Genomic DNA, 19,627 nt, shown 5'->3' on the forward strand with positions numbered 1-19,627 from the left:
TAACCTTAGCAGATGACCCCCTGAACAGAGTGACGCAGTCCGGCTCGATAGAGCCGTTCGATTTGAGTAAACAGCGCGCGGTTCTGTGGGGATTGGTTTAGCGTGGCATGTGCAATCACGGTGCCATAATTGCCCATCTCTGCATTGATATCTCCCTTTGATATCCAGTGGTTATTGGTTGATCCAGTGATGTCGCAGTGATTCATGCTCCAAAAATGGACAGATCATTCGACTTTGTCCTTCTCGGCCAAATGTGACCCTCTCGGCCAAATCTGAATGGTGGGGATACGGTCCCCTTATGCGCGCTTTTTTCACGAAGTCATCGAACGCACCGCGAAACTCATCGCGCGATGGCAGGCGGTCGGCCGGGCCCATGGGGTCCTCAATACCGATCTAAATGGACACGAATGAATATCTCGAAGCAATTGTCATCGTTCGTCGGCATCCGCAGACCATGTTCTAATGCACGGTAAGGTTGTTTCACAGGAATCCGTATGGTACGGTTCATTCACCCCTTAGACCTTTTGTCTTGAAGTGGTTTGGAGGATTACCGCCTCTCTCCGCCTGTCGCACGTCCGCCATATGGAAATCTTTCGAATTAAACATCTGTATAGGGGTCTGGCTCTGCGCCTTGCATTCTCGGTGTTGACGCTTGCGACAATCTTGTTTCCTACGCTCAATAGTCATGCGCAGTCCAACGGCAATAGCACTGGTCGCGTCAGTCTGGACTTTAATGAGGTTGAGCTTCCAGTCTTCGTTCGATTTATCAGCGAATTGACCGGGAAGAATTTCGTCCTTGATGACAACGTCAAGAAGGCGGGGGGAAAAATCTCCGTGTTCTCTCCCTCCAAGGTAACTCCTGAACAGGCCTACAGCCTATTTGTCTCGGCTCTGGAAGTCAGCCGGTTGGCAGTCATACCCAAAGGGCCTGTGTACCAGATTGTTCCCATGGGCGAACTCCCGCCCGAACGCGGGGTCTTCGTCTACAAACTGAAACATGCCAATGCGACCGACCTTGCCGCAGTCCTGACGAATCTTGTGGCTCGTTCACAAACCGTGGCACAGACCGCTCCCGGTGTGCGTCCTCCGATGAGACCGTTGACGGAATTCGAGGCTCCTGTTCAGGTTTTTGCCGATAAGGCCACCAACTCGGTTATCATCAGCTCCACAAAATTGGCCTACAGCAGGCTGCATTCCGTGATCCGTGACCTTGATAGCCGGAGAAAGCAAGTCTTCGTCGAAGCGGTGATCCTTGAGGTTCAAGTGGACAGGCTCCGACAGATCGGCAGTGATCCCTTGCAAGTCATCGGGGTCGGAAAAAGCGGTTCCGTTCAGGGGATCGCGGGATTCAACACAGCTCCCGAGAATCTTGCCACGGTCGCGCAGACGATCAGCGGCATCGCCGCCGGTTCTGCCACTGGGGGAGCCACCACCGTATTGAACACTGTGAATGTCCGTGCATTCTTGCAGTTGCTGCTAAGTCTGACTGACACGAACGTCCTCTCAACACCTCAGGTACTTGCAGCAGACAATCAAAAGGCTAAGATCGTGGTCGGAGAGAATCGTCCGTTTCCGACCGGTCAAGCTCAGGGTATTACGGGCGGTACCCTGGTGACCATTGAACGGAAAGACGTGGGAGTCACTCTGGAGTTGACCCCGCAGGTGTTGGAAGATGACCTGATCCGTCTGGAGATCAAACAGGAGATTACGGCCATTGCCGAAAATGTGGCACAGACGATTGGCACCGGTACGTCATCAGTTCCCGTAGGCCCCACAACCACCAAGCGTTCAATGGAAACGACGACCGTTGCGAAGGATCATCAAACGCTCGTCGTGGGGGGATTGGTCCGCGACAATGTCATCCTCAGCGAACGGAAGATTCCCCTGTTGGGTGATATCCCCTGGCTTGGATGGCTCTTTAAATTTCAAAGCCGAGCCACAGAAAAGCTGAATCTGCTGGTATTCCTAACCCCGACGCTTGTGCGGGACGAGATCGATATGGTCGAACTCAATGCTCGCAAAGCAGCTGAACTGAGCACCTTGCAGAGACAGAACCGGATAGAGGAGCCAACCGGGGTCAAGCAGGAGGTTTTTGAAAAGCTCGAGCGCCCCAATTCCCAGCCGCGTCCGCTTCCCAATCAAACCGAGCCTCCCATGCCTCTGCCATCCAACTAACTGCAGTAATCAGCTTTCACCTGTTTCAATCTGTACCGAGAATTGGGTGCCTACGTTTCGATCCAAAGGGGAAAGTCGATCCCTTAGACCGATGGTCGTAATCGCTAACCTGCCCTAATGTCGGGCATTCTCGCTCTTGCCCTTGATTCCACAGACGTAGGGGTAGGCGGCTGGCGAGATTGGGCATATGCTGTATCCAAAACGATCATGACCGATCCCGCTACATACGGCATCGCACTTGCGGTCATCTCATTTGCCGGGCTGTTTTACCGATTTTATCAACTGGCAAGTGGGTCATTGTACACAAGGCTCAAATCGAGCTATGGGTTCAGGCAAACGTCCGGAACGTTTGGTTTGGTCGCCGTAATAATAAACCTTCCTATTCTCTTTTTCGCATTGTACGTCCTACTTTGCGCGGTCACTATTGACTCAACGGTCGATCGGGAGCTGGTCAGTTTCATTATGACGCTATGGGGGATCGGATATATCGCAATGGAATTTCTCTTGCTTCCATTTACGGTATGCCACAGGAAGCAGGTCACGCTGAAACCGCTCCGTCGATCCGGGGAAGGGCGGAAAGTCCCTGGCCGGAAACATCGCTGGACGACCAACCCCACCAATTTCCCTTTGCGGAAGTCAGCCTGAGAATTCTCCAATCCCTACCGCAAGCCACTTCATTCCATTCAAAGGCCACCGATAATTTACGATTATCGCGATTCTACGGTGAGGAGATTACGCCATAGTGCGTAAGAGTGAGATTGCGGGGCTTGCTGGGGCTATCGACGAGAGAACGAAAGCACCTGTCCTTACGTCACTGAGGGATGCGGGACGGTCGGAATAGGCATATCTGGGATCGGTTCGACTCTGACTGAGATTGGGTTGAGAGTTTGAAGAGCCTCGACAACCGCTCGCGCCACATCAGCAGCACTGGCGGGGTTTTGACCTGTAATCAGGCGACCACTGACGACGACATGGGGAGTGAAGGGCATCCAGGCCTTGCTGAATTGTGCTCCGCGCCTTTGCAATTCCTCCTCGAGATTGAAGGGAACCGCATGGTCGCGTCTGGCCAATTGCTCCTCTTTCCAGGAAAATCCTGTCACCTCCCTATTCGCTATCAAGTAACCTCCCTTTTTGAGTCTGACCTCGAGCAGGCCCGCCGGTCCATGGCATACAGCCGATACAATCTTGTTGGCATCGTAAAACAATCCCGTCAATTCTGCGAGCGACACGCTTGTAGGATAATCAAACATGACGCCATGACCACCAGTCAGATACATGGCGTCATAGTCGCGGACGTTCGCGTCGGAAACGTTTCTGGTTCTATCGAGAAGGTCCATGAACTCACGATCTTCGTATCGCTTAGAGACATCGCTGCCAATACCAACTGTGTTGGCAACTTCGGAGACAATCAAGCTTTCAGGGTCGATGGGTACCTTGCCTCCCTCTGGGCTGACAATGTCCATTTGATATCCTGCCTTTTCCGCAATATCCCAGAAATGAACCAACTCGCCGAGCCACAGACCGGTCCGTAATCCTACTTTTTTGTATTGATCGGTATTGGTGACAATGATGAGAATTTTCCCAGTCGCGGCCAAGTCAACCTCCGTTTCAATATAGATCCTGTCCTGATTCGGTATAGGTTTAGTGGAGGTTGCAGGCCCTCGTACCCCTCCACTCAGGCAAGCAGATCAATGCAAAGTAAGTACCATCATGTCCGAATCGAACCGGTGGAATTTTTTGAATTGCCTGATCAGATCCCTGGACAGACTGTCGGACACGGACGATTTGTCTATGCGAACGATGGGGGAGGGGTACGAATAAACCCAGCCCTTGGATGCTACCGACAAATCCGCTTTACCGGTTTCGCAAGAGCCAGTTGAATTGGGTGATCCGCTTCCAGCGCTCTTTAACCTCGGCTTTGGACAGATCCGATTGATCACTGATCACAAAACAATTTTTACCTCGAGCTTTGGCACGATACATGGCCGCGTCGGCGTCTCGGATGAGATCCTCGGCACACTCATGAAGGTTGGTGCTCAATGCAATACCGATACTGGCGCCGACTCTTACAGTCTCGCCGACGGCAATGGGAGTTTGAATTCTAGAGAGCAGAATCTCGGCGATTCGCACAGTGTCGGATGACTCTTTGATGTTGTTCAACAGTATGGTAAATTCATCTCCCCCGTAGCGCCCAACGAGATCGCCTTTTCGCACACATCCTTGCAGAACTTTTGCGATCTGTCGCAACACGATGTCACCCGCTTTGTGACCGAATGTGTCATTGATCGGCTTGAAGCCGTCGAGATCGATGAACAAGATTGCGAAGTGGAAATTCTTGTTGACGTAGCGATACTGAATGATCCGCTCGACCTGCTCGAGGAACTGTGCGCGATTTGGAAGACCTGTCAGCGAGTCATGTGCGGCCTCCGAACGGGATGAGGGACGGACCGGGTGTTCGGTTTGTTCGTGGAATCGTCCCGTTCTGTTGAGAAGTACCAATGTCATGCACAGCAGGGCCGGCACAAGCAAGATAGCCTCCGGATGCATGCGATCTATGAGAAGAACGCTATAGCTCACCAGAAGAATTCCACCGACAGCCACAAAATGGACGGTCGACCTGGCATATGAAATCATCGAAAGCAACAGCATCGTGCCACAGACCATCCCGGGATCCGTCCAGCGATCCCGCGGAATGGAACTCATGAGTACTCCAGCATTGAGCAGTGTCAGAGCACTGATGAACTGTGGCGTACTGAGCATGACCGAGGGTGCTGTCAGGACGGTGAGAAGCGCGGCACTCATAATCATTGATTTGACGATGACTCCTGGATCTGCCGGACCGTAGGAGAATTCCGCGAGATAGAAGGCATACACCATGACCAACACCAGTTGTAGGAGCATCAAATAGACGCGCGGACTTCCTGGCCTTTTGACCAGGAAATTTAAAAGCTCCTCCCACGTGTCCGTCTTATGATCTATTTGAACCTTCACGAATGAGATCCGCTCGTTTGGGTGTGTTCGTCTCTGCACGGCGGGACCGCTGCAACCCCAGTACGACGGAGCCCTCCAAGCATTGGTGCGGTGCTAGCGAACGATCATAACATTAGGACTCGCATGGTGAATTAAATACGTGCTATTTGCACTACTAAGAGGTAATACCTCCGATGCAACCGAGCGCCTTTCTAGGGAGGTTTCTCGCCTCGGCCTCATACTGTGGATTGGAATGGCTCACCATTGACGGTTGGAACTGAGAATGGTCTGAGCGTCCTCTGGAGAAAGCGGCTTTGCAAACCAATATCCCTGACCGAATTCGCATCCCAGAGAACGCAAGGTCGTCAATTGCCTCTCAGTCTCGATCCCTTCCGCAATGACCTGGCGTCCCAACTGATGGGCCAGAACCACTATAGCCTTGACGATTGCAAGGGCATCGTCATCCGATCCCAGTCGGCGCACAAACGACTGATCGATCTTGAGAAATTGAATGGGCAATTGCTGAAGATGGCTCAATGATGAATATCCGGTACCGAAATCATCGAGACAAGACTCGATGTTCCTACTTTCCATTTGTTTCAGGGTCTCAGCAACCAGCTGGGAATTCTGCATCATGTCTGATTCAGTGATCTCGATCTTCAGACTGGAAACCTCGATCTGTGAATGACTGAGCACTTCATGAAGCAGCGGAAGAAAATCCGGCTGGGAAAATTGCTGGGCCGTCACATTGACACTGATGGTCAGCGGACGAAGGTCGGGGAAGGTTCTCTGCCAGACGGCGAGTTGGCGCGCCGCCTCTCGAATCCCCCATGAACCAAGCTGGGTCACCAAACCCAGCTCTGCCGCCATGTCCAGAAACCGATCGGGTGCCCACAACCCGTGCACCGGGTGCTGCCAGCGAATCAGCGACTCAAAGCCGGTGATGACACCGGAACGGAGCGAGACGATCGGTTGGTAGTGCAATCGGAATTCTTCTCGGACAATCGCCTGGCGAAGATCGGCCTCGAGGCGTAAGCGCTCCATCGCCTGTTCATGCATGACCTTATCGAAAATCACGAACTTTTCCGACCCGCACGCTTTCGCCCGATGCATGGCCGTGGCGGCGTCACGCAGGACCTGTTCACCACTGGCATAGCCCTCTTGAAACAGGGCTATCCCGATATGGCCTGTCAGGAAGATGTCCTTGTCGAGAACGCGCATCGGCGTTTGCAATGATTGGTGAAGCCGCTCCGCTACTCGTGTCGCATTGTTTCCAACCTTGAGATTGTCCAGGAGAAACGCAAAATCACTGCCCTCGATTCGGGCGACGGTATCGGCTGTCCTGACTCGTCGAAGCAGCCGCTGGCTCACTTCGATAAGGAGTTGATCGGCCACAGACGGCCCAAGGCTGTCCTGAACGACCCGGATACCATCCAGACCGAGATACAAGACAGCGAACGGATGCACAAGATGGCGCTGAGTCTGGCGAAACACCCGATCCAGACGATCGAGAAAGAGCGAACGATTCGGAAGTCCCGTCAGGGAATCGTTGAATGTCTCGAGGAACAGCCGTTGTTCAGTCTGTCGTTTCTCTTCAGCAAGACGCCTCCGCTCCAGCGCTTGAGACACCGAATAGCCCAACCGTCCCAGCCGGTCTTTGAGAAGATAATCCGTGGCCCCCAACTTCATGCATTCGACGGCCATTTCTTCACCGATACACCCGGAGACGATAATAAACGGGATGTCCAATCCCTGCTCCTGCAGCACTTGCAATGCTTCCCGGCCGCTGAACTGCGGCATGGAAAAATCCGAGAGGATAATCTCAGGAGCCCGTGCCAGTTCACGCACATACTCCGCCCTGGTATCAACACGGCGGCAACAAGGATCGAACCCGGCTTCGCGGAGCGCTTCCAGCATCAGCTCAGCATCGGCAGCTGAATCTTCCAGAAGGATGATGTTGAGTCGCTTGGACATATCGGCAGTTGAAGCACTGTCGCACAGGTCATGTCTTACGCAAAGTATTTCTGCATGATTTGCGCGTGGATGGAATGGAAAGACGACGCGTGATCGGCTAGGTATACAAATCATTGAAGAAGGGTCACGGAAGCTCTTCGCTTTCGTGCGCGGGGATTGTTTCAAGACCGACGCGCTAGCAGGAGAAATGGTGGGGGACGAAGTGCGGTGTCTAGCTCTGTTCTCGATCAATTCTTACTTGCTTCGTGATTTGTGTCGGGCGGGCGAGATGCCCGACAAACACGAAGAACGTGATCAAGGCAATTGCAATGTAGAGTTCCATTGGAGTCCCTCCATTTCGCCGGGAGTCGACGGGTCCCTGAATCCGCTCATGGTTACCGACAATCCCGTCCGAGTCCAGCAATTCGATAAATTTGAAATGGAGAGCCGCTGAACCAAGTTGCCTAGAGCCCTCAACAAGTTGTGAAACCACGGCAAAGTCACGTCGGAGCGACCCAAGGCAGACAGGATGCATCGACTCAGATATGAGTTTTCCACCATTCCGCGTTGATTAGGCACTGCAGGTTGAACTCAGGGATACTGCGGGGATGTCTTGGCGTGAGTTTCGCGGGTGAAATCTCGGTGAGATGGAAAGCCCCGTCTTGAAGCCTCCTCTCTAGGTTGTCAGTGTGGCTAAGGCATAACCTCGACGGGCGCGGAATCCATTTCAATCCATTCCGGTGCTTGGCCTCTCCGATTCCTCCTGAAGTCCCATGGTGGGATCGGTGCAGCATCTGCCCATAGACCCATCTTTGCATTTTTCGCCTCTCGCTCCAGCGTTTCGAGTATCGAATCGTGAGGCGCGTATTTTCTGTACCACCAGCACCAACCATCTTTGACAAGTTGCCGACTCACATTTGTGCCTTCTGGGAGAATCACATCGGCAATGGTTCGTCCATACTTATCGAGGCCGTGAATCTTGAGCGTGACCTTCTTGCCAAACACAAGGGCAATTACGGCCTGCTTCGCACCGGTGCCAAAAGGCTGTCCCTTTTCAGGACAGTCGATACCGTTCAGTCTAATGCGTTCTGCTTGTTGACGATGACGAACCTCTATCAAGTCTCCCTCCAGCACTCCAACGACTTCTCCGGAGAAATCAGCATGCACTGCGGCGGTTTGGAGCACACCAAGAACAAATAGGACGTGCATCATAGGCTTCACGCATCGCCTTCTCATAGAATCCACAACTCACCTGACCTTCTTACAATCTCATACCTGCTTCCCAATGCTACGGGTACCCGACGACATAGTCCACCCTCACAATCTCGTGCCCCACAGTCTCATGGTCATCGGGATCATGGAACCGGGCTAAATTGTTGCAGTAGTACGATGACGGCGGCTCCTCCGCTATACTTGGCATCCCCATCAATGATGCGTGTCGCAAAGCTAATCCCGTGCACGTCGGATTCTGCTTCTGTCGGCCAGCTCCTGCAGTGCAACAAGAACTCTCTCACGTTGGGGATTTCTCCTTGCACGATCTGTCTTATCGAGATTCTTGGGATCCATTGCGAATTCCGGTGCCGTTGAGGCAATGAAACAATTGTGACTGTTATACCTCCCCGTGGTGGGCATTGATTGAGTCACCTCACGCGAGTATTAGGAAATCAAGGAGACACACGTACGCTTCAAATCTTGAGATGCACGCCTTTGCACATGGTGCCGATCGATGTGGGCTTGGATTGATTGGACCTGCGAGAATCGAACCGTCTTCACCAGTCTGACCTCGTGCGGGTTCACTCACACAACTTTTATCAGTGCTGCTATCAAGAAACCGGTGAAGTGAATGACGGATTTCAAATTCTTCCGACCCGCCGGCAGACCAATGAGATCAAGAGGTTGACTCGGCAGACGAGGGGACAGCGCGCCATGCCAAATTGGCATTTCCTAAGATTGACACATGTCATACACTCACAGGATGAGCGGTTCTGATGATCTCGATCGTAAACGGCTCGTAGCCGATTTCATGAGGGCTTGTGCACCACTGGAGGCCTATATCCAGCAAGCTGGCTATCTCACCAAACTTGAGTTTGAATCCATTCAAACCACCGTTGACACCTTCCAGCTCTTCCTCGATTCCTGGCAGCGCAAACGCCGAAACAAACAGGTTTGACATCATCTTCCAGGGTGCAGGGAAATAGCCCTCATGCTTTCCCGCATGTGTGCCATTCGGGCTTTTTCAGCGTCCGTGTTTCGCTGTGATAGATGGCCTACCAACCTTCAGGGTGGCCCCCATCAAAAGCCTCTCCGATTTCGTGAAGAAGAACGGCAAGGCGCCCGACATCGGCACACGGCTCAATGCCCTTGCGAGCACACACCACGGCGTTGGTGCGTGTTGATGTTGATATGGAGATGACGCAAAGAGGGCGAACGACTATGACTGCCTGGCTCTTCGCAACCTCGGGATGAAGATACTCGCCAATGTGCACGACCAGTGTATGACCTTCCCGCTGCCCGTTCCTTTTACAGAAAGATGCTTGGGCTTGAGGAGGGTCGCTCAAGCGACACGTGGGTGGATTTCAATTTCTTTGGACATCAGCGGGTCATACATGAGCACCCTAAGACACCTCTCAGGAAAAGGCCCATACCACCTTGGAGATGGATACGAGGTGCCCATTCCGCATTTGGCTGCTTGTCTTCCATGGGACCAGTGGGAAACTTTCGCCCAACGCATAGAGCATCAGGAACATCATTCATTATCGAACCGTACATACGCTTCAACGCGACAAGTCGGCGAGCAAGCGACAATGTTTCTTCGAGATCCTTGTGGCAACGCGCTCGAATTTAAAGGCTTCAAAGACATCGAGCAGCTCTTCGCCAGATCGACAACGATTGAGGGCTGCCAGCGGTGCCACGATTCGATCGCATGGGGGTAGCACCAGAGAACGTTCATTCGAAGATGTCGTTCAGTACATTGGCCAATCGAACACCAGCAAGCGCCACCCGCTGTTCGGCAAGCTCGCGCGCGGCCGTTTTGTACGCATCGTCAAGCGTATACGGTCCTGCTCCAGCTCCCACTGGAAAGGCATACGCTACGGCTTTTGCCGCCTGAAAACTTTCCTCAACCCATACGGCCTCATCAAGAATCATTCCGAGTTCCTTCTCCACCGGTGATAATGAATTGGCTTTCGCCATCGCGGGTTCGTAGCTCTCGCTCGTGCCGAGCACATCATCCCAAAAGGCATGGAGCCTTCCATTGCAGACGGTCGGCTGTATGCAGAGATTCACGTCGTTCCCTCCGCGATCACCTTGGGGCAATTGCTGATCAAAACGCGTCGTGGCATGTAAGGGTTGGTGAACATCCCCTACCAGATGGATCAACCAGACTAGATCGTAGGATTTCACGTCCTTCGAGGCCTTGGGATCTTTGAGTGTAGTCCGAAAGGTCGCAATTTGTGTTTGGACGTTCGGCACATCAGGCTTTGGCACCGCCATGTTGTCCGGTGAAAACGGAATGTCGATGAAGTGCCAATATCGATGCATCAACTTATCTGCATAGCCAATGTTGCGGTTCGCCTCGGGTCCATTGGGCAAATTGCCGTCATTTTGATAGCCCATTTCCTGATTCTTAATCAGATCCGGCCACGTTGCGGCTCGCATGAAGGCCGCTTTCGGTTGGTCATCAGCAGCGACTCCCCTCACCCACGCCTCATAGAGATCGTTCTCTCGGAGTAACTCATCGATGGCAGTTCGAGCTTTTGGATTTAAGCGATCATACGCAATCGCCACGACGGTCATATGACCGAAGCTATTCCAGCCGTGCCCAGCGGTCGTCAGTACAAAAAGAAAGAACAAACTGATCAGTATGTGTTTCATAACTATGTTGGACAGGCTACAGCAAGTGTCATACCTGTTTAAAGAGGGCGGGCACTCGCGGGGCGATATCCACAAGAAGTAAACTCACGTATATGTGCACTTTATGGACAACTCGTTCCTGCGGCACAGTGATTGACAGGACCAAAAGAGATTCCCCCCACTCATGGGTGGTGTTTTCGGTACTGCATTTTAGCCTATGCTATGGCTCCAATTGGTGATCAAGATCGAGGGTCTCTTGACTCTGACCGTTGGCGAGCGGTTTGCCGATTTAGGCCAGTTCACCTGGCAAGCATTGGTGTTCCTCCTGATTGGAGGCATCATGATGATGCTCATTGATTGGACGGTACGGCGGTTTGGCCACGACAAGGTGAGTCACGCGCAGTATATGACAGCATTGGCCTTGAGTGGTCTCCTCGGCTTGTTCTTGCTTTGGGAGGAGAGCTATCGCAATTTCCAACCGCTGAAGACCCACAACGAGCTTCTTTTAGCGGAGGTAGCATCTCTTAGAGAAGAACTAAAAGCCAAAGACCAAAACGTAGAGATCCTCGAACGAAGATTCGATAAGTTTACAGCTCAGCTCACAGAAGTCGGGAAGGATACGGGAAAGACGGTGCACGCGCTACAGGAGAAACTAAAGGAGAGAGAGAATCAGATAGCTTCTCTGCAGAATCAACTTCATGAGAAGATAAAAAAGGCAGCGTTGAGAAATCAGTTGGCCCAGTTGCGAGTCGAAGGGAATCGTATCATCGACAAAGCTTTATCGACTCCCACGTCTCGACCACCTTCTGATGAAAGAAAACAATGGTTCACCAGCACCATTCAGTATTTGCAGCAGAATATGGATGCTGGGCATGTGGAAGAGTTTAGAAATCCTCTGACGCCTACGGTGCATTTCGACGGCCTGCCTGCAAGCCATGATGTATTTGCGAGTGATGTGGAATCCAGAGTAAGGGTACTGCAAAGGTTTAGCGACGAGTTGCGCGAAGCAAATTAGACGGCTCTCACGGTGCTGTGCCCAGTCTGATGCTAAAAGTACTCACCCTCCTGGCTAATGTGATTTAGATTCCTTAATAGGCACTCTCGAAGAAGGAGCCTTGCCTCACGATCGAGGTTCAAATGAATAACTTTGATAGCGTTGTCCTGAGCCAAAGACGCCTAGCAGTGTGTTGACAAACTACGTGTGACCTCGGAAATGGAGTCATGTCTGAGGTCACGGGCGTCATGAGCCTGCCCTGCAGGCTGCTCAGAAAGGCCGTCCAGCAAGGCCGCAGTTCAATCCTCAACAGTCGTTCGATAACTGGGAAGCCAGGACACAAGCGGCGGCAGCGAATGGATCATCGGTGCTCGAACAACGGGGTGTCCGTTTTGGATGCGAACGCAAAATGCTTGGACACAATTTATCAGCTATGAGCACGAGATCAATCGCTCAATAGAGCGCCAGCGGGTGATCTCACTCTGTACCTATCCGATCGACATCTGTGCGGCCAAAGATATGCTGGGGGCCAAAGGAAATCACTGGAACTGTTTGGATCTGCGCCAACGACCCGTCACTGTCTTACTCCCCACGGTGGCATAGGACCGCGAATCAGGCTGAGTGTCCAGGAACATCCCCGTCGAACCCGCAGGTCTATTTCACCTTCACCGGCTACCGATATTTCGTCCACCATGTCACTAAATGGCCGCTTGCTTTATTCATAGCTACATACACTTGGAAATAGACATGCCCGACATAGGCCATGATGGCGGCGAGGTACCACCACCATTCCAATTGAAAATGATACAGGAGGATGACAGCGATAAAGAGTGTCATGTGATCCCTGAAACAATAATGAAGCAGAGGCCTCATGTGTTCAAGGGCTTCTCACCTGTTGCCACCATCACCTCGATAAGAGATTGGGGCACCGCAGCTGGCAAAATCGCAATCCAATTTGTATACTCCCTTCTCCTCGCTCCCTGCAGAGACCGCTTCTCACGAGTCGCCTCACTGTCCGTAGAGTGCTAGGAGATGCCGCATGATTCCATTGCGGTCAGTCACGAAACTTCAGCCACACGAGCCGTCAGATCTCTATCCCTTCAATGTGCCGGCTATCAACGCTCTGGTGCGGTTGCAATTCGACTCACCCGTCACTTTCTTTGTGGGGGAAAACGGATCTGGAAAGTCGACCCTGCTCGAAGGGATCGCGGCTGCGGCGAATGCCATCGTCGTTGGCGCGGAGGATATCGTTCGAGATGGAACATTGGAACACGCCAGACAATTGGCCAACCGTCTTCGGATTTCATGGTCGAAAAAAACGCGCCGTGGCTTTTTCATGAGAGCCGAGGATTTTTTTAACTACACGAAGCGCGTCAATCGAATGAATCAAGAGCTGCGCGATCTGGAATCGGACTTTGAAACGAATCTCAAGGGATACGGGTTGCTGTTGGCAAAGTCCTCGGCTAAGGGGCAACGTGCTGCGCTCACCAAGCGATATGGGGACAATGCCGATGGACTGTCTCATGGGGAGAGTTTTCTAAACCTGCTGCAAACCCGGCTGGTCCCTTCCGGGCTGTATCTTCTGGATGAGCCCGAGGGTCCCCTGTCTCCGCTGCGTCAACTTTCTCTCATCGCGTTGATCAGAACGATGCTGCAGCAAGATACGCAATTTATCATTGCCACCCACTCGCCGATCCTTTTGGCTTTTCCGGGAGCAACGATCTTCAGTTTTGATGCGATCCCTCCTCAAGTCACCGACTATCATAATTTAGAGCATGTGACGTTGACGAAGGCCTTCCTCAACAATCCGCAAGCCTTCTTGAAGCACATTTGACGTTCAGCGGATGTAAAATATTTCGCGGCTACCGCGTCATTTAAGCATCTCTTGCCGCCGAGGGACCATTTGAGTGCCGCATGATCCGACTAATACCGACTTCCTTTTGGATCTCATGTCAGCAGCGTGTTGCCCGAAAACTTCCCAATCCAAGTCCTCGCTGGCAATACGCGTGCGTGATCTCTTGAGATGCGAGTCGAAAAATAGAATGAAACCAGCTAATCCCGGGGCAATTGGCCGGCTCGATTCTAGTACGCCTCATTTCAGCGAATGATCAGCGCTACAGGTGAGATAAAATGTTGACCAGCCGGCCGAAGGGATCCCGCACGTAGAAACGACGGACACCCCAAGGCTCGTTCGTGATGTCGTACTCGATCTTAAACTTGGCTTTTTTCATTCGTCTGTATGCTTCGTCCACCTCATCGACTTCAATGGAAATGTCTGGGATCTCGGTGCCGGATCCTCCCTGTGATAAGAAGCTGACTTGTACGCTCATTTTCGTTTCCGAGCCATACGTGGCGATCCATCCCAGATCCATCAGCAAATCCAGTCCCAGAACGCCATGATAAAATCTTTTCGCCGCGGCAATCCTTTTGACCGCTATGTTGGCGACAACTCGCTTCACTCTCATGGAAGTTTCTCCAAGGCCATCTCGAAAGCCATTTGTCTATAGGCTGGGAGCCCGTATCAAGGCCTTCGCATCACTGTCGTCTTTCCATCGCCGTTCCTCGATTCCCGGAAGCGCAAGCACCTGAACCCCTGTCATCGCCATCACCTTCTCGTAAGCACCGGGCCTAGTCTCTATCGCATTCCCATAGTACCCGTCACGACACATATCGCTATATGCGTAGGCGCAGCGCGACGAGTCCCCAATGCAAGAGTGCCGAGGAGGAGGTCCAGACAGATGGAGCTGAGTAGGGTCATTTTTGGGGCCTTCTGTCACACACGTGACTGCTAGGATGGTCGAAACTATACGTGGAAGGCTTATTATGACTGGCGCTCACTGGGTATGCCTTGGATTCGTGATGCTCGTCTGGACAATCGCAAAAAGATAGAAGATCAGCTGAAACCTGACTCAAAAGGGGTAGGAGACGTACTCGTGTGTCTGTCCACTCAATGCTACAATGAGTCGTCGATGTCAAAAATAGTACGTGAGCAATTCGGTGATCTTGACTCTGCGGAGCACCAATGCGTTCCTGTATTTTCGATGATCACTCAACCTGAAGGCTTCGACTCGCTTACCTGTAAGCGCAGGGACACCGCGATGGCGTTTAGAGAACACACGATCGATTCACCGTCACTGCCGGCATCTTCTCGTCAATGACCTTCCAACGTAGGCGATCCCGTACACATCGGCCTCTTCTTCGCTGGCGTTACTGCTGTCAACGCTGAACTCTTCCATCGTGCGATCATATTGAAACACGCGTTGCTCATTTTTCCAAAAGCCAGTCGGAAGTCAAACAGAAAGATTTGATCGTGCAGGAGTCGTAAGTGACGGTGCGGCTCACCGCTATTTAACGGGCTCGAGCGTGAGGCCGTACTGCTGCGGGTCATGCGCCCATGCTCCAGAGGACAAGAGTCCTAACAAGGGGACGAGAAAGAATACCCCTCCAATCACATCCAGCAGACCGACCTGGCTGAGCTTCTTCGAGCCGACACGGGTCTGTGTTTCATAGCCCTGTTTCTTCACTTCAATCAGAAGAGCCTCTCCGCGATCAGCCTCAAACGAGACCGGCGTCTGTCCTACCGGCTTCCCATTCGAGAGGACCTGTGCGTCAGACGGCTCCGAACTGACCTGAATCATCTCCGTCCTATTTGCAAATAATGAACAGCCTCCGAGGAGATACGAGGCCAAGACGACGAGACTCATTACCCGAGTGCGGATCGAGAGCATGTCATTTCCCTTTCCCTTTTACTCCTTCAGGAATTTCTGAAGCGCTTCCTCTACTGGGCAAGGTGCTGGATTTCGAGCATCCAACTCACAGTTGAGGCTTGTCACAAATGTTTTCGAATGGGTTTTCCTTCTTAGGTTGTTCATGGACGAGTACTTTAACGACACGAGAAAAGCTAGTCAACGATGGGTAGGTCATAGCACGTTCCTCGCGTGCTGATTCATCTGTACAAATCTACCCTCAGTATGTGGTGCGCTAAGGCACGGTGGACCATAGTTTCCTATGCGCATGACAGCATGCGGATACCCTCCGCGTGCATTTACCAAGATCGAGGAGTGCTGTAAAGGAATAAGGCTATGCCTATTGAATACGCCACACACCCATGCATTGTTCCAGCACGCTTTGAAGGCGTTCAATTGGATGACATTGAGATCCAGCAAGAAGGAAATGCCTTTGCCCGTGTGAAGGATAGTGAAATGAATCGTCAGGCGGATGGCTCGTCCCGTGATGGGCGGGGATCCTTCAGCCTTCAGCGCAAGATGGGTTCGTCTTGCGTTCACCAGGAAGGGCGGCGCATGATGCACGCAGCCATGAATCTACCAGGCGGGCGATGGACGTGAGTTATTCCCTTCGATTCCGGCTGCTTGCAGTGATCGTCGGGTGCGCGTGGTCGCTTTCTACCGGATGCTCGAAGGCCACCGGACATCTCTTCCAAGCCATTGAATCCGTGAAGCCGACCGAGGCGCTTGTGTATCTCTACCGCCCTCACGCCACTAAGAACCGAACGGTATCCTATTCCCTCTATGCCAATGATCAGTTTGTCACGAAGCTGGACGATGGCGGATACTTCCCCTATCTGGCCTCACCAGGAGACATCGTCTTTTCCATCCATTCTAGCTCTCACGAGCATCAAGGAATCGGGGGCACGCTCATCACCCGCGAGGGAGAAACCCATTTTGTGAAATTGATGCTGGACGACCGGAACGACGTATTCAAGTATTCCAATGAACCGAGGCTGATTGAAATTCCTACGACTACGGCCTTGGAAGAGATTCGAAGCTGTCGATTGATGGAACCATGAAACTATTCGTATAGCATGGCTTTCGGGCGGCAACCGCTCTTCTGCAGGACATTCCTCAGGGAACCAACCCACCGTAAAATATCCTGCTCACACTATTTGTCGCCAAATGCCAAGACTGATGGGTGTTCATCTTCTGAAGCGAGGGCAATATTCACGGATGCGGCTGATCAGGAACGTCGTTCATCGTCATGGGCGCCTCCATATCGACCAGCACGCTATAAGGCTTCCTCGACGCGGCAGGTTGGAAGGTCCTGATCATCCGGATCCATGAGTCTGCTGTTGACTTCAGAAACATACACGGACACGCCGCTTTTCTCTTCGACCGCTTGCTGCAAGCGCGGGATCATTTCGCTCAACACGGCGTTATATTTGTCAGCGAACTGCTCCTCTATTACTTCATCCCTCGTCAGTCGGGAAGTGATCTGACGCCAGTTGTTATCGACTTCCTCTTTCATCAGTTTTGACGTCGGCGAAGGCTTGCCCTTCCCGATGTCAGCCGCGCTCGCCGCAATAAAGTACAGCGCTTCCACCGGGCTGTGGTCCTTGGTGCAGGCCGCAGCCTTGAATACACGGATATCTTGTAGATTGAAGTTGTGCTGATCAGCCTGTACATTCACGGCTACGGCTGCAACGGCAATGACGACGCCGGTGATGCACGATACGTTGGCTCTCTTGCAGAATCTCGTGATCATGGCTTGCATGAAGAGGTCCTTAGCGCACCGTCTGGATGAAGACTCGAAGCCGCGCTCGTGTCATTATTGACAGCATACGCCCGCCGCCATGCCGCATACCAGCATTGCCTGCTTGACGATTTTTTACCGTCTGCTCACGCGTTTTCGGGTAACGGCCACCAGCCTATTGTAGGACATGGATCGTTCACGAGCATTGGAACGAAGACATCGGCACGACCACGAACAGACGCTCGAGTATCTGGGAAACATTCGCGATGTGGGATAGCTGGCCAAACGGGCATATTCCCGGGGCTCGAGGGCGGCGATCGCAAGGCGGAAGAGTTCATCGCGAACGTTCGAAAAAATTGTTTATGGAATAGGTAATGGCTGCACGAACAAATAAGCCCATACATAACGAACAAACTAAGCGGCGAATCCAGGCAAGTCAGCTACTTAACCGCTTGGAAGCATTCGCAAATGGGAAGTCAATATGACTCAAGCGCAGGTCATGGCGGCCATGGCCGTCATTGGGAAGAGCATTCCTGACTTGAAGTCGATCGAACATACCGGAAAGGGAAGCGCCCCAAGGAATCATCGGGCCGAGATCGAATTCGTATGAGCATTGTGAATTGCATCGAGATTGAATAGGTATGAGCGACGCTTTAGGATCTTGCTTGATAATATGAGGGAGAATGGAGTTCCCGTGTCAGCCTCTGTGAAATCGGCCCGCGAGCGCGAGATCAAACTCACCGTTGATGCAGACTTCCGTCTGCCCGCGCTGAAAGGCTCACGCCTGCCCGTAAAAATCCTCACATCCGTCTACTATGACACCGCGGACCTGCGTCTGGCTCGGGCCCGGATCACCCTTCGGCATCGAACGCAGGGGAGAAAGGGAGTATGGCAGCTCAAGCTGCCGCTTGATTGCGGCCGTCGTGAGATCGAACTGCCGGGCAAGGCATCACATCCCCCGGCTCAGGTCTTCGATCTCCTCTTTATCCATCTGCAAGGTGGAACCGTGCAACCACTGGCAACCTTGCGCACGCGGCGCACAGGGACACGCGTGGGCGGATCGACCGGCGTGGAAGTCGTGCTCGACGAAGTGGCGGTCCTCAACAAATCGTCCGAAAGGCTAATGTTTCGCGAAGTCGAGATCGAGCGACTCAACGGCGACGCGACGCTGTCCAATAAGGTGGAAAAGACACTGCGCAAGGCGGGCGCGACGGATCACGATGGCCGGCCCAAAATCTTCCGTGCGCTGGATTGGCCGGCTCCGAGGCCGCAGCAAATTCCCGAAAGCGATGCTCCGGCTATCGAGCACCTTGGCTACCACCTACGCCGTCAGCTTGAGACCATCCTAAGGCGAGACCCAGGCATGCGTCTGGGAGGAGAGCCTGAGGACGTGCACCAGATGCGTGTGGCGACGCGTCGGATGCGCTCCTTCCTTCGGGTAGCTCGGCCGCTGTTGGACCAGAAATGGGAACAACCGCTGCGGGACAAGCTGGGCTGGTTAGGCCAGCAATTGGGTATGGCTCGCGATCTCGATGTCCAGCTTGCCTATTTTATGAGTCAGCTCAATGACGTCAAAGGCGAGGACAAGGACCGCAGAGCATTCGAGCGGTTTATCGAATATCTCCGACAAAAACGAAACAAAGTTCAACAGGAGCTCCTGCGCCAACTTCGGCGCTCTCGGTATGTAGGCTTGATCAACCAGCTTGTTCCCGCGGTCCAGAAGCCGGCGATCGTGTCACATGATGTTACGCTGCCAGAGCTTGCTGGAAAGGCATTCAGGAAACTACGAAAGGCGGTCAAAGCCTTAGACGATTCCTCCTCAGATGCCACGTGGCATTGCGTGCGTATTCAAGCCAAGCGGGCACGCTACGCCACTGAGTTAGTCGAGGGATGTTTGGGTCAGGCGGCCACGCAGTTGATCGATCAGATCAAACTCATCCAGGACCTGTTGGGTGATATTCAGGATGCCGTCATGGCCGAAGACCATCTCCGACGGTTCACCTCAAAAAAAGAGGGAAAGATCTCGTCATTCCTGGCTGGCCAAATGGTCAAACGGCAACGCCAACGACGACGTGATGCCAAGAAGGCGTTTCTTCCAGTGTGGAAGAAGGTTAAGAAGTGTGGCGACCAGATTTGGGGTTGATCGGTGGCGGGCGCCATTGGGAATATCTTGACCGGTCTTCTCTCGCGGCAGAA

The 19,627-nt window shown here is 52.8% G+C and carries 19 protein-coding genes and 2 pseudogenes; 11 read left to right on the plus strand and 10 right to left on the minus strand.

Annotated elements, in window-relative coordinates; translation table 11 throughout:
* Positions 1 to 5 precede the first annotated feature (5 nt).
* Positions 6 to 206, minus strand: a complete 201-nt coding sequence (locus W02_RS10810) for a hypothetical protein (RefSeq protein WP_173047543.1) — start codon at positions 204 to 206, stop codon at positions 6 to 8.
* An 85-nt stretch (positions 207 to 291) separates the two neighbouring features.
* On the opposite strand from W02_RS10810, the pseudogene W02_RS10815 reads away from it, so the two are divergent.
* From W02_RS10815 to W02_RS10825, 3 genes and pseudogenes are all read left to right on the plus strand, one after another.
* Positions 292 to 393 (plus strand): annotated as a pseudogene (locus W02_RS10815) (protein adenylyltransferase SelO family protein); the annotation flags it as partial.
* A 189-nt stretch (positions 394 to 582) separates the two neighbouring features.
* The gene (locus W02_RS10820; protein WP_173047545.1) at positions 583 to 2,175 is read left to right on the plus strand and encodes a secretin N-terminal domain-containing protein; all 1,593 of its coding nucleotides are present in this window, start codon (positions 583 to 585) and stop codon (positions 2,173 to 2,175) included.
* A gap of 207 nt (positions 2,176 to 2,382) precedes the next feature.
* The gene (locus W02_RS10825) at positions 2,383 to 2,820 is read left to right on the plus strand and encodes a hypothetical protein (RefSeq protein ID WP_173047546.1); all 438 of its coding nucleotides are present in this window, start codon (positions 2,383 to 2,385) and stop codon (positions 2,818 to 2,820) included.
* A 161-nt stretch (positions 2,821 to 2,981) separates the two neighbouring features.
* On the opposite strand, the gene W02_RS10830 is transcribed toward W02_RS10825, so the two are convergent.
* From W02_RS10830 to W02_RS10845, 4 genes are all read right to left on the minus strand, one after another.
* Positions 2,982 to 3,770, minus strand: coding sequence for a type 1 glutamine amidotransferase domain-containing protein (locus W02_RS10830; protein ID WP_173047548.1), 789 nt, complete (start codon positions 3,768 to 3,770; stop codon positions 2,982 to 2,984).
* A gap of 259 nt (positions 3,771 to 4,029) precedes the next feature.
* Positions 4,030 to 5,166 (minus strand): GGDEF domain-containing protein, encoded by a 1,137-nt coding sequence (locus tag W02_RS10835; protein ID WP_173047550.1) that lies wholly within the window; start codon positions 5,164 to 5,166, stop codon positions 4,030 to 4,032.
* Positions 5,167 to 5,403: 237 nt separating this feature from the next.
* Positions 5,404 to 7,119 (minus strand): bifunctional diguanylate cyclase/phosphodiesterase, encoded by a 1,716-nt coding sequence (locus W02_RS10840; protein WP_173047552.1) that lies wholly within the window; start codon positions 7,117 to 7,119, stop codon positions 5,404 to 5,406.
* Positions 7,120 to 7,791: 672 nt separating this feature from the next.
* Entirely contained in the window at positions 7,792 to 8,310 is a 519-nt protein-coding gene (locus W02_RS10845; protein ID WP_232068731.1) for a thermonuclease family protein, read from the minus strand.
* A gap of 745 nt (positions 8,311 to 9,055) precedes the next feature.
* Here W02_RS10845 and W02_RS10850 point away from each other — a divergent pair.
* Together W02_RS10850 and W02_RS22140 are read left to right on the plus strand one after the other, a co-directional pair.
* Entirely contained in the window at positions 9,056 to 9,268 is a 213-nt protein-coding gene (locus W02_RS10850) for a hypothetical protein (RefSeq protein WP_173047556.1), read from the plus strand.
* A 267-nt stretch (positions 9,269 to 9,535) separates the two neighbouring features.
* Positions 9,536 to 10,031: pseudogene (locus W02_RS22140) on the plus strand (VOC family protein).
* Positions 10,032 to 10,044: 13 nt separating this feature from the next.
* Here the strand turns inward: W02_RS22140 and W02_RS10855 are convergent.
* A complete protein-coding gene (locus W02_RS10855; protein ID WP_173047558.1) occupies positions 10,045 to 10,971 on the minus strand; it encodes a S1/P1 nuclease in 927 nt (308 codons plus the stop codon).
* 214 nt (positions 10,972 to 11,185) lie between these two features.
* Here W02_RS10855 and W02_RS10860 point away from each other — a divergent pair, with 214 nt between their 5' ends.
* On the plus strand, positions 11,186 to 11,965 hold the full coding sequence (locus W02_RS10860; RefSeq protein ID WP_173047560.1) for a hypothetical protein: 780 nt from the start codon (positions 11,186 to 11,188) through the stop codon (positions 11,963 to 11,965).
* Between the two features lie 342 nt (positions 11,966 to 12,307).
* A complete protein-coding gene (locus tag W02_RS22145; protein WP_370467981.1) occupies positions 12,308 to 12,547 on the plus strand; it encodes an MEDS domain-containing protein in 240 nt (79 codons plus the stop codon).
* A gap of 69 nt (positions 12,548 to 12,616) precedes the next feature.
* On the opposite strand, the gene W02_RS10870 is transcribed toward W02_RS22145, so the two are convergent.
* Positions 12,617 to 12,781, minus strand: coding sequence for a hypothetical protein (locus W02_RS10870; RefSeq protein WP_173047564.1), 165 nt, complete (start codon positions 12,779 to 12,781; stop codon positions 12,617 to 12,619).
* 202 nt (positions 12,782 to 12,983) lie between these two features.
* On the opposite strand from W02_RS10870, the gene W02_RS10875 reads away from it, so the two are divergent.
* Entirely contained in the window at positions 12,984 to 13,778 is a 795-nt protein-coding gene (locus tag W02_RS10875) for an AAA family ATPase (protein ID WP_173047566.1), read from the plus strand.
* A 280-nt stretch (positions 13,779 to 14,058) separates the two neighbouring features.
* On the opposite strand, the gene W02_RS10880 is transcribed toward W02_RS10875, so the two are convergent.
* Together W02_RS10880 and W02_RS10885 are read right to left on the minus strand one after the other, a co-directional pair.
* The gene (locus W02_RS10880; RefSeq protein WP_173047568.1) at positions 14,059 to 14,409 is read right to left on the minus strand and encodes a VOC family protein; all 351 of its coding nucleotides are present in this window, start codon (positions 14,407 to 14,409) and stop codon (positions 14,059 to 14,061) included.
* A gap of 879 nt (positions 14,410 to 15,288) precedes the next feature.
* Positions 15,289 to 15,672 carry a PEGA domain-containing protein gene (locus W02_RS10885; RefSeq protein ID WP_173047570.1) on the minus strand — a complete coding sequence of 128 codons (384 nt, stop codon included), beginning with the start codon at positions 15,670 to 15,672 and terminating at the stop codon, positions 15,289 to 15,291.
* Between the two features lie 614 nt (positions 15,673 to 16,286).
* Between W02_RS10885 and W02_RS10890 the strand changes: the two genes are divergently transcribed.
* Positions 16,287 to 16,751, plus strand: coding sequence for a hypothetical protein (locus W02_RS10890; protein WP_173047572.1), 465 nt, complete (start codon positions 16,287 to 16,289; stop codon positions 16,749 to 16,751).
* Positions 16,752 to 16,966: 215 nt separating this feature from the next.
* Here W02_RS10890 and W02_RS10895 read toward each other — a convergent pair whose 3' ends face one another.
* Complete coding sequence (locus W02_RS10895; RefSeq protein ID WP_173047574.1) at positions 16,967 to 17,452, minus strand: hypothetical protein; 486 nt, start codon at positions 17,450 to 17,452, stop codon at positions 16,967 to 16,969.
* 460 nt (positions 17,453 to 17,912) lie between these two features.
* On the opposite strand from W02_RS10895, the gene W02_RS21790 reads away from it, so the two are divergent.
* Positions 17,913 to 18,041 carry a hypothetical protein gene (locus W02_RS21790; protein WP_255458490.1) on the plus strand — a complete coding sequence of 43 codons (129 nt, stop codon included), beginning with the start codon at positions 17,913 to 17,915 and terminating at the stop codon, positions 18,039 to 18,041.
* Positions 18,042 to 18,125: 84 nt separating this feature from the next.
* Positions 18,126 to 19,574, plus strand: a complete 1,449-nt coding sequence (locus W02_RS10900) for a CYTH and CHAD domain-containing protein (protein ID WP_173047576.1) — start codon at positions 18,126 to 18,128, stop codon at positions 19,572 to 19,574.
* The last annotated feature ends 53 nt before the right edge of the window (positions 19,575 to 19,627 follow it).

Source organism: Nitrospira sp. KM1 (assembly GCF_011405515.1).
Classification (GTDB): Bacteria; Nitrospirota; Nitrospiria; order Nitrospirales; family Nitrospiraceae; genus Nitrospira_C.